The following is a 13,052-nucleotide window of genomic DNA, read 5'->3' as shown; positions in this document are numbered from 1 at the left end:
AAGTTAAACCCAATAGAAGGTAAAGGTAATTTTATGTCAGTGTAAGTTATACGTTACGTTATTGTTATTAATCTTATATTTGTAATAAGACATCTTTATTAATTTTATCTTTACTCACTAAAATAACATATAAATGCAACATCTACTTGTTATAAGCGCTTTTGTTTTTTTTAGATGTTACATGTGATTATTGAAATAAAATACAAAGACACATGAAAAAAAAGGATATAAAAATACTTTTAGTAGATGACGAGCCAGATATTTTAGAAATAGTAGGTTATAATCTATCTGCTGAAGGTTATCAAGTATCAACGGCTGAAAACGGTGTTGAAGCTGTAAAAAAAGCAAAAAAAGAAAAACCACAACTTATCATTCTTGATGTAATGATGCCTGAAATGGACGGTATTGAAGCTTGTGAGCAAATACGTAAAATTCCAGATTTAAAAGACACCATTATTACTTTTTTAACAGCGCGTGGTGAAGACTATTCCCAAGTAGCAGGTTTTGATGCTGGTGCAGATGATTATATCACAAAGCCTATTAAGCCTAAAGTTTTGGTTAGTAAAGTAAAAGCACTATTAAGACGTCTTAAAGATGAAGAAGTAGCTGAATCTAAAGTAAAGATAGGGCATTTAGTAATAGATAGAGACGAATATAAAATTACCCTTAAAGACAAAGAAATTGTATTGCCTAGAAAAGAGTTTGAATTATTATCTTTGCTAGCATCTAAACCAGGAAAAGTTTTTAAAAGAGAAGAGATTTTAGACAAAGTTTGGGGTAACGAAGTAGTTGTAGGAGGAAGAACTATAGATGTACACATTAGAAAACTACGAGAAAAAATTGGAGATAAATCTTTTAAAACTGTAAAAGGTGTAGGCTATAAGTTTGTAGACTAATGCAAAAATTAAAAAAAACATATAAGTTTGCGATAAGGACTTCGCTTTTTATCACAATCATACAAACACTCCTTTTGAGTGTTTTTTTATACATAGAAGATTCATTGAGTTATCTTCTTCTACTAGCATTTGCAGCTATATCGTACATAGTATGCTTTTTAATAATACAATATCGTGTAGAGCGTTTTATATACAGACGTGTAAAAAAAATATACGACGATCTTACATTGCTTGAGTCTACCTCACTTACAAAACAGCCTATTACTACAGATATGGCTAGACTTACAAGAGAAATTGATAGGTATGCAAAAGATAAAAAGCTAGAAATTGAAACGCTTAAGGTACGAGAGGAATACCGTAAAGAGTTTATTGGAAATGTTTCTCATGAACTTAAAACGCCATTGTTTACCGTGCAAGGGTATTTGTTAACCTTAATTGATGGAGCTATTGAGGATAAAAAAATAAGAACCAAATACCTTAATAGAGCAAATAAAGGTGTAGAACGCCTCATTTACATTGTAAAAGATTTAGATATGATTACCAAGTTAGAAGTTGGTGATTTAAGTTTAAACATAGAATCTTTTGATATTGTCGAGCTGGTTACTGGTGTTTTTGAATTACTTGAAATGAAAGCTGCCAAGAAAAAGATTACACTAACTTTTGATATGGATTATCCTAATCCTATTATAGTTCATGCAGATAAAGAACGTATACAACAAGTACTTACCAATCTGATAGTGAACTCAATCAAATATGGTAGAGAAAAAGGAACTACAGAAGTAAGTATAGAAAACTTAATAAAGAACAAAGTTATAGTTAGAGTAACAGACAATGGAGAAGGTATTGCTCAAGAGCATTTATCAAGAATTTTTGAAAGATTCTTCAGGGTCGATAAAAGTGGCTCAAGAAAAGAAGGAGGTTCCGGTTTAGGCTTATCTATCGTTAAGCATATTATTGAAGCGCACGATGAGCGTATTTATATAGAAAGTGAATTAGGTGTAGGAAGTGAGTTCTCATTCAGTCTTGAAAAGGTTGAATAGCTTTTTGTAATTTATCTCATAATCAAAGCCAGATAACCCTTTGTAATTATCTATTTCTTTTAATTTGTCAATACTAAATTCAGATTGTTTGCAGCTAGGAACCAAGCCTGTTTTAGTTAGTCTTTCAGCTAAATATTCTTGTTCAAATTGTCCCGGAGTAGGTATAAAAAAAGCTTTTTTACCTAATTGAGCCAAGTCCATTACCGTTGTGTATCCTGATCGTGATATAATAAAAGCACTTGAATTAATAGCCTCTTCAAGCATTTGGCTCGTCATATAATTGTATACAGTAATGTGATCTTGTGTTTTTGATTGAGGTTCACCTTCAATAACACCTCTTACAAATAAAACAGAGCCTTTATAAGTTTTAAAAGATTCAAGTAGTTTTTCTTCTAGTAATGTTCGTTGCGGTTCAGGACCAGATAATAATACCATAGCACTGTAAGTCGTTTTACTGTTTTGTGTTTTTTGTAGCCTACTTAATGGGCCTATATGTTTAACCTTGAGTTTAGGAATATCGATATGTCCTAGTTTTCCGCTTAAATTAGGTTCTCCTACATTATCAGGAACCCAGCATTCATCAAACTTTTTTATGATTTTTTGATGCATTTTAGAGCTAAACCAAGTTGTGTTGCCACTTAAAACCTGTAATTGATGAGTTATAAAAACAGAAGGTATATGCTTGCTAGAAACTCCAAAGCGGTTGTCAGAAATAATACCAGAGATATCATAATCTTCAATAATTTTTTTTATAGCCTTTTTTTCAGCCTTTAATGTGGTTAGCATTTTAGGAGAATCTTTAAGTAGCTTTAATTTAAAATAAGCACCTTTTTTAGAATACGTAATGTTGTAAGACGGTAGCTTTATATGTTGTAAATCAGGAAATTCCTTTTTTAATAAATTAAGTGCAGCACCATCACTAGCAATTATAGGCTCAAAGTTGTTTGTAATCAAGGCGTGTATTATAGGAATACAACGCGTTGCGTGCCCTAAACCCCAGTTTAAAGGAGCTACTAAAATTCGCCTTTTCATCAATTTAAATATTCAGGTATTATAAAGTTTAATGATGTGTGCTGTTTTTTATTTAAAGCACATATCAATTATAAGGGTTTCAATAAGATTTAAAAACAAAGATAAGCATATATAAACTCTCATATATTTCCGTAATTTTACCGAATCTTATATTAAACATTAAATCAATCCGTGGGAAGTAAGAATAAATTAAGAAGATTTAGAGAAAACGAAACCTTTGCAAACGTATTTCAACCGTCAAGACCAGATCTTGTAGATGGCGAATACAAGATGAAAGGACAATGGAATAAAACATTTTTTAAAAACGATAACCCATTAATTTTAGAGCTTGGCTGTGGTAAAGGAGAATATACAGTTGGGCTTGCAAAAAGATATCCTAATAAAAACTTTATAGGAATTGATATAAAAGGTGCGCGTTTTTGGAGAGGCGCTAAAACAGCGATAGAAGAAAACTTACCAAATGCAGCATTTTTAAGAACTCAAATAGAGTTAGTAGAATACGCTTTTGCAAAAAATGAGATTGATGAAATATGGATTACCTTCCCAGATCCGCAAATAAAATACAAACGAACCAAGCATAGAATGACTAATACTGCGTTTTTAAAGCGTTACAAAACCATATTAAAACCAGATGGTGTAGTAAATTTAAAAACAGATAGTGAGTTTATGCACGGATACACTTTAGGGTTGTTACATGGCGAAGGTCACGAAGTGTTATATGCAAATCATGATGTATACAGACAAGAAGGAAGCCCTGAAGAAGTAACAGGCATTCAAACATTTTATGAAAGTCAATATTTAGAAAAAAACAAACCAATTACGTATATTAGATTTAAAATCAAGGACTTTTGAATTTAACAATCGTATTTTTTTTAGGGTTTATATGTGCTTTTTTTGCAGTGCTTCCACCAGGATTGTTAAATATAACTGCTGCAAAAATCAGCTTAAAAGAAGGTCATGTTAGAGGTATTGTTTTTTCAATAGGAGCCTGTATTATTGTATTCTGTCAAACACTTATAGCAACAGTTTTTGCTAGGTATTTACACAAGCATCCTGACGTTATTGATATTTTACAACGCGTTGCATTTGTCATTTTTGTACTAGTAACCATTTACTTTTTACTTATAGCAAAAAGTAAAGACAAACCAGATGAAGATATTGATGCAAAAAGTAAAACAAGCCGTTTTTTTCAAGGAATGTTTCTGTCTAGTATTAATGTGTTTCCTATTCCTTTTCAAGCCTATATGGCTATTACATTAGCGTCTTTTGGTTGGCTGCATTTTGATAAAACAAGTGTTGCTGCTTACGTTACTGGTGCCGGAATGGGTTCTTTTGCAATATTCTATATCTATATTTTCTTTTTTGAAAAGATAAAAGGAAAAAAGATGACCTCTCAAAAAAACATGAATTACCTAATAGGAACTATAACAGGAATCGTGGCGCTTATTACATTAATCAATATCATTAAAGAAATGTAATGAAACCAGAGACTCTTAATTTTTTTGAAAAGGTTTATCAAGTAGCTAAACAAATTCCTTACGGTCGTGTAACCAGTTATGGGGCAATAGCAAAATATTTAGGAGCCGCAAAAAGTGCTAGAATGGTAGGTTATGCCATGAACGGATCTGTAGGCAAAGATGTGCCTGCTCATCGTGTTGTAAACAGAAAAGGTTTGCTCACAGGAAAACATCATTTTGAAGGAACAAACCTTATGCAGCAGTTACTAGAAAGCGAAGGTGTTAAAGTAAAAGATAACCAAATTCAGGATTTTAATACTGTGTTTTGGGAGCCTTCAAAAGAGCTTTAATTCAAGCCATAGAGCTAAACAATACTACTATAAAAAAACTTACTTCAAGAGGCTTCACTCTTCAAGCTTTATTAGTTATATTTGCATTTTAGAATAAATCTAAATTATTGAAAGTGAAGTTAGTTAAACAAGATATACTTAAAGCCCTTGAAACCATTTCTGCGCCTGGTGAAGGACAAAATATGGTAGAAAGTGGTGCGGTAACAAATGTGGTTACTTTTGGTGACGAAGTTATAGTTGATATTACTATAAATAACCCAAGTCTACAAGCCAAAAAGAAAACCGAAGTAGAAATTATGAAAGTCATACACGATAAAGTGTATGAAAAAGCAAAAATAAAAGTCAATATAAAAGTTGAAGCTCCAGCAAAACCTAAAAACGAAATTAAAGGAAACCCTATACCTGGTATCCAAAATATAGTTGCGGTTGCATCTGGTAAAGGTGGTGTTGGTAAATCTACAGTAACAGCAAATTTAGCAGCAACATTATCCAAAATGGGATTTAAAGTTGGTGTTTTAGATGCTGATATTTATGGACCTTCAATTCCTATAATGTATGATGTTGAAAACGAACGTCCATTATCTGTAAATGTAGGCGGAAAATCTAAAATGAAGCCTATAGAAAGTTATGGTGTTAAAATTTTATCAATAGGATTTTTTACCAAACCAGACCAAGCAGTTATTTGGCGTGGACCAATGGCTTCAAAAGCTTTAAACCAAATGATTTTTGATGCTGATTGGGGTGAATTAGACTTTTTATTATTAGACTTACCTCCAGGAACGGGAGATATTCACTTAAGCATTATGCAAGCATTACCAATTACTGGGGCTGTTGTAGTGAGTACGCCCCAAAATGTCGCACTTGCCGATGCTAAAAAAGGTGTTGCTATGTTTCAACAAGAAAGTATCAATGTACCAGTTTTAGGTATTATAGAAAATATGGCATATTTTACACCAGAAGAATTGCCAGAAAATAAATATTATATCTTTGGTAAAGAAGGCGCAAAAAACCTTTCAGAAGATTTAGAAGTTCCGTTTTTAGGAGAAATTCCTTTAGTACAAAGCATTAGAGAAGCAGGAGATGTTGGTCGTCCAGCAGCTTTACAAACAGCAACACCACTAGAGAAATCTTTTGAGAAAATTACTCAAAATGTAGTTCAGGAAGTTGTGAGACGTAATGATGCTTTACCACCAACTGAAGCAATTAAAATAACAACAATGGCTGGTTGTTCAGCAGTTAAAAAATAATCGTATGACTAGTGAGCAAATAAGAATAAATGTAGAAAAAGCACTTGAAGAAATTCGCCCCTTTTTACAAAGCGATGGCGGTAACATTTCATTATTATCTATAGAAGATGATAAACTAGTAAAAGTGCAGTTAGAAGGTGCTTGTACAAACTGTAGTGTTAATCAAATGACTCTAAAATCTGGAGTTGAGATGACTATCAAAAAATATGTACCGCAAATAGAGCAAGTTATTAATGTTGTTGCTTAAAAAGTGATATAAATCATATTTACTAAAAACACTCAACATTATTTTTGTTTCCTGAAAAAATCTATTCATGATTAAAACCGATATACTTATTATAGGTGCTGGTCCTACAGGATTATTTACTGTATTTGAAGCTGGCTTATTAAAACTAAAATGTCACCTTATAGATGCCTTACCACAACCAGGAGGGCAATGTTCAGAACTTTATCCTAAAAAACCTATTTATGATATTCCTGCATACCCAGAAATATTAGCTGGTGATTTAACCGAAAAATTACTCGAGCAGTGTAAACAGTTTGAGCCAGGTTTTACGTTAGGAGAGCGTGCTGATACTATAGAGAAACAAGAAGATGGTAGCTTTATAGTAACCACTAACAAGGGAACTAAACACCAGGCGCCTGTTGTAGCTATAGCTAGTGGTTTAGGGAGTTTTGAACCTAGAAAACCTGTAATTCATAACATTGCTGATTTTGAAGATAAAGGTGTTGAGTATATGATTAAAGAACCAGAACTATACAGAGATAAAAAAGTAGTTATCGCTGGTGGTGGCGATTCTGCTTTAGACTGGAGTATATTTTTAAGTGATGTTGCTTCTGAAGTAACTTTAATTCACAGACGCAATGAGTTTAGAGGACATTTAGATTCTGTAGAAAAGGTTCAAGAATTAAAAAATCAAGGAAAAATTAACTTAATTACGCCTGCCGAAGTTATCGGTATTGTTGGTGATAAAAAAGTTAATGCGGTTGTTGTAAAACAAGCACAGCATATTGAAAAAGAATTTGAAATAGAATGTGATCACTTTGTACCTCTTTTTGGTTTATCACCAAAATTAGGTCCTATAGCTAACTGGGGTTTAGAAATTGAAAAAAATGCCATCAAGGTAAATAACGCTCTAGACTATCAAACAAATATTCCAGGCATATTTGCTATTGGAGATGGTAATACATATCCAGGTAAATTAAAGCTAATACTTTGTGGTTTTCATGAAGCAACATTAATGTGCCAAGCAGCCTATCAAATTATAAATCCAGGAAAACGCTACGTTCTTAAATATACAACCGTAGCTGGTGTAGATGGTTTTGATGGTACGCGTAAAGAAGCACCAAAAGCCGTTGTAAAAGCTATAGATTAATGGAAGATCAAGATATTAAAATAACCATTATAGACCGCGATGGTGTTTCTCATGAAATAGATGCACCTACAGATATGGCAATGAATCTTATGGAGGTTGTTCGTAGTTACGAATTAGCTCCAGAGGGAACTATAGGTATTTGTGGCGGTATGGCTATGTGCGCTTCATGCCAATGCTATGTGCTTTCAGATCATGAATTGCCAGAAATGCAAGATGATGAAGAAGCTATGTTAAGTGAAGCTTTTGATGTGAAAGACAACAGTCGTTTAGGTTGTCAAATTCAAATTGCTCCAGAAATGAACGGACTTAAAATAGAACTAGCTCCAGAAAGTTAATGTTTTTTTATTCCGTTTTATAATCAATTAACTTTTTAGGGCCTTCTAGCAGAACACGTACAATTTGAAGTGTGCCATCTTCTTTTGTGGCAACTTGCCATTTTATCAAGGATATTTCACCGTTTTCAATTTCAAGCCCTGTGATGCTTCTTGGATGTACACAACTACCATCATTAAAAAAAGCAATATCACCAGGTTCAGGAAATCTTGGTCTATGCGTATGACCGGTAATAGTGATTAAATTGTTGTTATCAATAATCCATTTTTTAGTTCGTTTTTCAACCTTAATAAGTTCTTTGTAGTTTTTTGCTGGACTTGTAGGGTCTGCAATGCCCATTACATTTAGTGGTTTCCAAAGAACTCTAACTAAAAAGCGGCTCCACTTCCAGAATGTATAATTCCACCAATCTGCTTGGTGTCCGTGAGTTAAAAACAATTGTTGTTCGGTTTCACAATGTTTTAATACAATGCCTTCATGGTATTGAATGTTAGGAAATAAAGATTCTTCTTTTCCTGTTTTTGCATCAAAGTATGTAAAAAGGTTTCTTTTTACATAATTAGGGTTTCTGTAAACCATATCATGATTGCCCCAAATCATATGTAGTCTGTCTTGTTGATAAAACAGCTTCATAAGATTGTATACGTTTTTATGTGCTTCAAGAATAGGTGTAAAAGAAAGGTTTTCCCAAAGTTCGTCGCCATCACCAAGCTCGCAATAGCTGAAGCCTTCAGCATAGTAATGCTTTAAAGCGTGAAAGTAAATGTTTCTATTGTTAGCAAAATCATCGGCAAAACTATTGTCGCCTCGATGACAGTCACTAAAAAAAATAAACTTACTAGCATTGTCAAAGTCTATAACTTTGGCTTCTTTATATGCTTTGTCAAGTCGTTTTTTAGATGAAAACATAAAGTAAATGTAAATAAAAAAAGCGAACCTAAATTAGATTCGCTTTTGTAAGTTTTTTATTTGTCAAGGTATATTATTTAAAGGCATTTAAACCAGTAATATCTAACCCTGTAATTAATAAGTGAATGTCATGAGTTCCTTCATAAGTAATTACACTTTCTAAATTCATAGAATGACGCATAATGCTGTATTCTCCGGTAATTCCCATGCCACCTAGCATTTGTCTAGCTTCTCTAGCAATATTAATAGCCATATCGACATTGTTACGTTTTGCCATAGAAATTTGAGCAGATGTAGCTTTACCTTCGTTACGTAATACACCTAAACGCCATGTTAAAAGTTGCGCTTTGGTGATTTCGGTAATCATTTCTGCTAATTTCTTTTGCTGTAATTGAAATTGTCCTATAGGTTTACCAAATTGCGTACGCTCTTTGCTGTATCTTAAAGCTGTGTCATAACAATCCATAGCGGCACCAATAGCTCCCCAAGCAATACCATAACGTGCAGAGTCTAAGCATCCAAGTGGAGCGCCTAGTCCTGATTTGTTAGGTAATAAATTCTCTTTAGGTACTTTCACGTTGTCAAAGATAAGTTCACCTGTTGCAGAAGCACGTAATGACCATTTGTTGTGTGTTTCAGGAGTAGAAAAACCTTCCATGCCACGCTCTACAATAAGACCGTGAATTCGTCCTTCTTCATTTTTAGCCCAAACAACAGCTACTTGAGCAAATGGAGCATTACTTATCCACATTTTAGCACCATTTAAAAGATAATGGTCGCCCATATCTTTAAAATTAGTAACCATGCCACCAGGATTTGATCCGTGGTCAGGCTCGGTTAATCCAAAACAGCCCATCCATTCACCAGAAGCTAACTTTGGTAAATATTTTTGTCGTTGTTCTTCGTTACCATATTTCCAAATAGGATACATAACTAACGATGATTGTACAGAAGCAGTGCTTCGTACACCAGAATCTCCACGCTCAATTTCTTGCATGATTAATCCGTAAGAAATTTGATCTAATCCTGCGCCACCATATTCTTCTGGAATATAAGGTCCGAAAGCACCAATTTCAGCTAAACCATTAATGATTTGTTCTGGAAATTCGGCTTTTTGAGCATAGTCTTCAATAATTGGTGATACATCACGTTTTACCCATTCTCGGGCAGCATCACGTACTAGTTTATGTTCGTCTGAAAGTAATTCGTCTAGATTGTAATAGTCTGGAGCTTCAAATAAATCTGGCTTCATCAGTTTTTTAGTTTTAATTGCTCCTCAAAAATAACGAAAACGTTTTCAGTGTACAATTTTAAACTACATTTTTAAGTAGAAATCTTTGGTAAGTTTTTTATAAGCTTCAGTATAATTATGTCGAGACGTTTCTATAATTAACTCTGAAGTGTTTATGGTGCTTTTTTTGAAAGAAAAATCTATGAGACTGCGTTTAATTTCTGAATCTGGAGTCCCTTTTACATGCAGTATGTTGTTTGGGTATAAAGCAACTTTTGAAGCGAGTTCTATAAAATGTTTTTCTTCTTGATGAGGGATGACTACCGAAAAAACACCGTTTTCTGAAAGTAACTTTGAGGCGCTGTTTAACAAATGGTCAAACGGCATGGCGTCTTGAAACCTTGCTAAATCTCTTTGTTGGTTGTCTGTTTTATAGTTTTCTGAATAAAAAGGAGGGTTTGAGATTATCAAATCATAAGTGTCTTCAATTTCTTCAGTAAATTCATCAAGTGATGCATGATAACAAAACAATCTGTCTCCCCATGGTGATTGTTCAAAATTGTCAACGCATTGTTCATAAGCTTCATCGTCAATCTCAATAGCATCTATTATTTCTGCTTGACTGCGTTGCGCTAGCATTAAAGAAAGAATGCCGGTTCCTGCTCCAATGTCTAGTATAGAAAAAGGTTGGTGTTCTAGGCTTGACCAAGCGCCTAGTAATACGCCATCTGTACCAATTTTCATAGCGCAGCGGTCTTGATGGACTGTGAATTGTTTAAAATGAAAAGGCTTGTTCATTGTGTGTTAATTTTCATCTAGATATAAATCTATCAAGCCTTCGGGAGTTTCAACAATAATAGTTTTATTGGCGCGATCTACATTATTTATAAACTCATCATTCATAGGTATTAGTATTTCTACACCATCACGATCTATTTCAAAAAGTGCTTGCGCAGTAGAATCATTTATAGCTTTAATAGTACCAACAACACCATAATTTATATCTGTAACGGTAAACCCTATAATTTCATGAAAGTAAAATTTATTGCCTTCAAGTTTTGGTAAAAATTCTAAAGGTAGATATATATCGCTTTTTACAAGAGTATCTGCATCTGCTTCAGTATCTACGTCTTCAAATTTTACACGAAGTAAATCAGACTTATGTAATTGAGAGCATTCTAAAAAGAAAGGAACTAAATTGTTTCGTAAGTCAATAAATAAAGCATCAAGGTTTTCGTATAAGTCAGGCTCGTCAGTATCTAGCTTAATTAGGAGTTCACCTTTGAAACTATATTTTTTTACAATTTTACCTAAATAGAAGCAGTCTTTTTTTTGCATAATTTTTTAGTGAAAGTAAACATGGTTATGAGTAGTTTTTTTAATCTAACTCATAAAAAAAAACCCAGACAAAAATGTCTGGGTTCAAAAGTATAAAAAATATTTTTTTACTCTTCTTCGTTTGAAGCTTCAGCTTCAGTTTCAGGAGCATCTTCAGTAGCTGTTTCTTCTACAACTGGTGCGTTTGCAGCAATTCTAGCTTCGTTTACAGCTTTTTCAGCTTCAAGAGCTTTAGCTTTAGCATCTGCTTCAGCTTTAGATAATCCGTCTTTTTTAGCATCAATCTTACCAGTTTTTTCTTCTAACCAAGCGTTGAATTTAGCTTCAGCTTGCTCTTCAGTTAAAGCTCCTTTTCTTACACCACCAGCAAGGTGATTTTTAAGTAAAGCGCCTTTGTAAGATAAAATAGCTCTGGCAGTATCAGTTGGTTGTGCACCATTCTGTAGCCATGTTACAGCTCCGTCTACATCTAATTCAATAGTAGCAGGATTTGTGTTAGGGTTGTAAGCACCTAATTTCTCTAGGTATTTACCATCTCTTTTTGATCGTGCATCAGCTGCAACAATCCAGTAGTAAGGTTTTCCTTTTTTACCGTGTCTTTGTAATCTAATTTTTACTGGCATAAATAATTAATTAGTGAGGTTCTCGACCTCTGTTATTAATGAGGGTGCAAAGATACTATATTTTTTTAATTTCCAATTAATTATATAAAATGAATATGTTTATTTTTTTTATTCTATTTTTGAGTCCTTTAAATCACTAAAAATAATTCAAAATTATACTATGAAAAAACTATGTGTTTTTATTGTTGCTTTGCTTACTATAGTTGGTTGTGGTGACGAAATAGAGTTTAATACGCCTGCTTTACAAGGAAAGAAAGATGGAAATTTATGGAAAGCTGTTTACTATGAAGCAAACCTAAATGATGATGGTGATATTGAAATTTCAGGAGGTGATAATTACGAAACTGTAAAACTGGTAATCCCTTCGCCAGCCATAGGGAACTACGAGTTAGGAGAAAGTCAACCAAGCGAAGCTGTTTTTGTTGATATTCAAGATATAGAATACTCTACTAAAAATGTCCCAGATGGTGATAATCATGTTTATCCAGCTGATGGGTTAATCACGGTAACTAGATATAATGTTTTATCAAACACTATTTCTGGAGAGTTCAGGTTTAACGCATATTCTGCTTCAGGAAGACATACGGTAAACATGAGTGAAGGCGTATTTTTTGATATTCCTTTACCATTCTCTGCAGCCGAAGTTTTTGCTTGTGATGATGCAGTTGCTGCTGTTGAGGTTGCTAGAACAAATTATGAAGCTGTAGGAACTTATCATAATGATTACCCTGAATTATGTACAGCCTATGTAAATGCGTTAATACAACAACAAAATGCGTGTGTTGATTCTACAGGAATGATTCAAGATCTTATTGATAGTCTGTATTGTGGTGATGATGATAATGATGGAATTTTATCAATAAATGAAGACATTGATGGAGACGGAGATCCAACAAATGACGATACAGATGCAGATGGAACTCCAGACTATTTAGATACTGACGATGATGGAGATAGTATTTTAACGCAATACGAAGATTTAGACATTGACGGAGACTTTTTAAATGATGATACTGATGCAGACGGTATTCCAAATTATTTAGATAATGATGATGATAATGATACTATATTAACTATAAGTGAAAACCCAGATCCAAATGGTGACGGTAATCCAGATGATGCTGAAGATTCTAACGCAAACGGAACTCCAGATTATTTAGATTCACTATAGAAAAAATCTTAAAAACATTAACAAACGCAGCTTAAAAGGCTGCGTTTTT

The 13,052-nt window shown here is 33.5% G+C and carries 16 protein-coding genes; 10 read left to right on the top strand and 6 right to left on the bottom strand.

Annotated features, from left to right (window positions below; all coding sequences use genetic code 11):
• The first annotated feature begins 212 nt into the window (after positions 1-212).
• On the top strand, positions 213-896 hold the full coding sequence (locus ACN5J3_RS05395) for a response regulator transcription factor (protein WP_418508571.1): 684 nt from the start codon (positions 213-215) through the stop codon (positions 894-896).
• On the top strand, positions 896-1,936 hold the full coding sequence (locus ACN5J3_RS05390; protein ID WP_417290450.1) for a sensor histidine kinase: 1,041 nt from the start codon (positions 896-898) through the stop codon (positions 1,934-1,936). The genes ACN5J3_RS05395 and ACN5J3_RS05390 overlap by 1 nt, the downstream gene beginning before the upstream one ends.
• Here ACN5J3_RS05390 and ACN5J3_RS05385 read toward each other — a convergent pair.
• Positions 1,910-2,968 carry a glycosyltransferase gene (locus ACN5J3_RS05385; protein ID WP_418511038.1) on the bottom strand — a complete coding sequence of 353 codons (1,059 nt, stop codon included), beginning with the start codon at positions 2,966-2,968 and terminating at the stop codon, positions 1,910-1,912. The two genes, ACN5J3_RS05390 and ACN5J3_RS05385, sit on opposite strands and share 27 nt — an antisense overlap.
• 171 nt (positions 2,969-3,139) lie before the next feature.
• Here ACN5J3_RS05385 and trmB point away from each other — a divergent pair, with 171 nt between their 5' ends.
• The 7 genes from trmB (at position 3,140) to ACN5J3_RS05350 (ending at position 7,733) form a co-directional block, all read left to right on the top strand.
• The gene (gene trmB / locus ACN5J3_RS05380) at positions 3,140-3,820 is read left to right on the top strand and encodes a tRNA (guanosine(46)-N7)-methyltransferase TrmB (protein ID WP_417290448.1); all 681 of its coding nucleotides are present in this window, start codon (positions 3,140-3,142) and stop codon (positions 3,818-3,820) included.
• Positions 3,817-4,446 carry a LysE family transporter gene (locus ACN5J3_RS05375; protein ID WP_417290447.1) on the top strand — a complete coding sequence of 210 codons (630 nt, stop codon included), beginning with the start codon at positions 3,817-3,819 and terminating at the stop codon, positions 4,444-4,446. Before trmB ends, ACN5J3_RS05375 begins: the two co-directional genes overlap by 4 nt.
• Positions 4,446-4,775, top strand: a complete 330-nt coding sequence (locus tag ACN5J3_RS05370) for an MGMT family protein (protein WP_344726373.1) — start codon at positions 4,446-4,448, stop codon at positions 4,773-4,775. The genes ACN5J3_RS05375 and ACN5J3_RS05370 overlap by 1 nt, the downstream gene beginning before the upstream one ends.
• Before the next feature lie 113 nt (positions 4,776-4,888).
• Positions 4,889-6,022, top strand: coding sequence for a P-loop NTPase (locus ACN5J3_RS05365; RefSeq protein WP_418511037.1), 1,134 nt, complete (start codon positions 4,889-4,891; stop codon positions 6,020-6,022).
• Between the two features lie 4 nt (positions 6,023-6,026).
• Positions 6,027-6,269: a NifU family protein gene (locus tag ACN5J3_RS05360; RefSeq protein WP_344726369.1), complete on the top strand. Its 243-nt coding sequence runs from the start codon at positions 6,027-6,029 to the stop codon at positions 6,267-6,269.
• Between the two features lie 67 nt (positions 6,270-6,336).
• Positions 6,337-7,398 (top strand): NAD(P)/FAD-dependent oxidoreductase, encoded by a 1,062-nt coding sequence (locus ACN5J3_RS05355; protein ID WP_418508568.1) that lies wholly within the window; start codon positions 6,337-6,339, stop codon positions 7,396-7,398.
• Positions 7,398-7,733 carry a ferredoxin gene (locus ACN5J3_RS05350; RefSeq protein WP_417290444.1) on the top strand — a complete coding sequence of 112 codons (336 nt, stop codon included), beginning with the start codon at positions 7,398-7,400 and terminating at the stop codon, positions 7,731-7,733. Before ACN5J3_RS05355 ends, ACN5J3_RS05350 begins: the two co-directional genes overlap by 1 nt.
• 7 nt (positions 7,734-7,740) lie before the next feature.
• On the opposite strand, the gene ACN5J3_RS05345 is transcribed toward ACN5J3_RS05350, so the two are convergent.
• The 5 genes from ACN5J3_RS05345 to ACN5J3_RS05325 all read right to left on the bottom strand — a co-directional run bounded on the left by ACN5J3_RS05345 (position 7,741) and on the right by ACN5J3_RS05325 (position 11,832).
• Positions 7,741-8,640 carry a metallophosphoesterase gene (locus ACN5J3_RS05345; protein ID WP_418511036.1) on the bottom strand — a complete coding sequence of 300 codons (900 nt, stop codon included), beginning with the start codon at positions 8,638-8,640 and terminating at the stop codon, positions 7,741-7,743.
• A 73-nt stretch (positions 8,641-8,713) separates the two neighbouring features.
• Entirely contained in the window at positions 8,714-9,892 is a 1,179-nt protein-coding gene (locus ACN5J3_RS05340) for an acyl-CoA dehydrogenase family protein (protein WP_344726361.1), read from the bottom strand.
• 63 nt (positions 9,893-9,955) lie between these two features.
• Positions 9,956-10,669: a tRNA1(Val) (adenine(37)-N6)-methyltransferase gene (locus tag ACN5J3_RS05335; protein WP_418511035.1), complete on the bottom strand. Its 714-nt coding sequence runs from the start codon at positions 10,667-10,669 to the stop codon at positions 9,956-9,958.
• Between the two features lie 6 nt (positions 10,670-10,675).
• Complete coding sequence (gene rimM, locus ACN5J3_RS05330) at positions 10,676-11,209, bottom strand: ribosome maturation factor RimM (RefSeq protein ID WP_418511034.1); 534 nt, start codon at positions 11,207-11,209, stop codon at positions 10,676-10,678.
• A 107-nt stretch (positions 11,210-11,316) separates the two neighbouring features.
• Complete coding sequence (locus ACN5J3_RS05325; protein ID WP_417290440.1) at positions 11,317-11,832, bottom strand: 30S ribosomal protein S16; 516 nt, start codon at positions 11,830-11,832, stop codon at positions 11,317-11,319.
• Between the two features lie 160 nt (positions 11,833-11,992).
• Between ACN5J3_RS05325 and ACN5J3_RS05320 the strand changes: the two genes are divergently transcribed.
• Positions 11,993-13,003, top strand: coding sequence for a DUF6252 family protein (locus tag ACN5J3_RS05320; protein ID WP_417290439.1), 1,011 nt, complete (start codon positions 11,993-11,995; stop codon positions 13,001-13,003).
• Positions 13,004-13,052 lie beyond the last annotated feature (49 nt).

This window comes from Corallibacter sp. (assembly GCF_048381695.1).
Classification (GTDB): Bacteria; Bacteroidota; Bacteroidia; order Flavobacteriales; family Flavobacteriaceae; genus Corallibacter; species Corallibacter vietnamensis.
Note: the sequence above shows the minus strand (reverse complement) of the source record. Positions and strands in the feature narration are given on the sequence as shown.

Bases quoted from the DNA above. Each gene is read 5' to 3' on its own strand.
- ACN5J3_RS05385 (WP_418511038.1), bottom strand. From the start codon at position 2,968: ATGAAAAGGCGAATTTTAGTAGCTCCTTTAAACTGGGGTTTAGGGCAC.
- ACN5J3_RS05350 (WP_417290444.1), top strand. From the start codon at position 7,398: ATGGAAGATCAAGATATTAAAATAACCATTATAGACCGCGATGGTGTT.
- rimM (WP_418511034.1), bottom strand. From the start codon at position 11,209: ATGCAAAAAAAAGACTGCTTCTATTTAGGTAAAATTGTAAAAAAATAT.
- ACN5J3_RS05370 (WP_344726373.1), top strand. From the start codon at position 4,446: ATGAAACCAGAGACTCTTAATTTTTTTGAAAAGGTTTATCAAGTAGCT.
- ACN5J3_RS05340 (WP_344726361.1), bottom strand. From the start codon at position 9,892: ATGAAGCCAGATTTATTTGAAGCTCCAGACTATTACAATCTAGACGAA.
- ACN5J3_RS05335 (WP_418511035.1), bottom strand. From the start codon at position 10,669: ATGAACAAGCCTTTTCATTTTAAACAATTCACAGTCCATCAAGACCGC.
- ACN5J3_RS05360 (WP_344726369.1), top strand. From the start codon at position 6,027: ATGACTAGTGAGCAAATAAGAATAAATGTAGAAAAAGCACTTGAAGAA.
- ACN5J3_RS05390 (WP_417290450.1), top strand. From the start codon at position 896: ATGCAAAAATTAAAAAAAACATATAAGTTTGCGATAAGGACTTCGCTT.
- ACN5J3_RS05395 (WP_418508571.1), top strand. From the start codon at position 213: ATGAAAAAAAAGGATATAAAAATACTTTTAGTAGATGACGAGCCAGAT.
- ACN5J3_RS05320 (WP_417290439.1), top strand. From the start codon at position 11,993: ATGAAAAAACTATGTGTTTTTATTGTTGCTTTGCTTACTATAGTTGGT.
- ACN5J3_RS05325 (WP_417290440.1), bottom strand. From the start codon at position 11,832: ATGCCAGTAAAAATTAGATTACAAAGACACGGTAAAAAAGGAAAACCT.
- ACN5J3_RS05355 (WP_418508568.1), top strand. From the start codon at position 6,337: ATGATTAAAACCGATATACTTATTATAGGTGCTGGTCCTACAGGATTA.
- ACN5J3_RS05345 (WP_418511036.1), bottom strand. From the start codon at position 8,640: ATGTTTTCATCTAAAAAACGACTTGACAAAGCATATAAAGAAGCCAAA.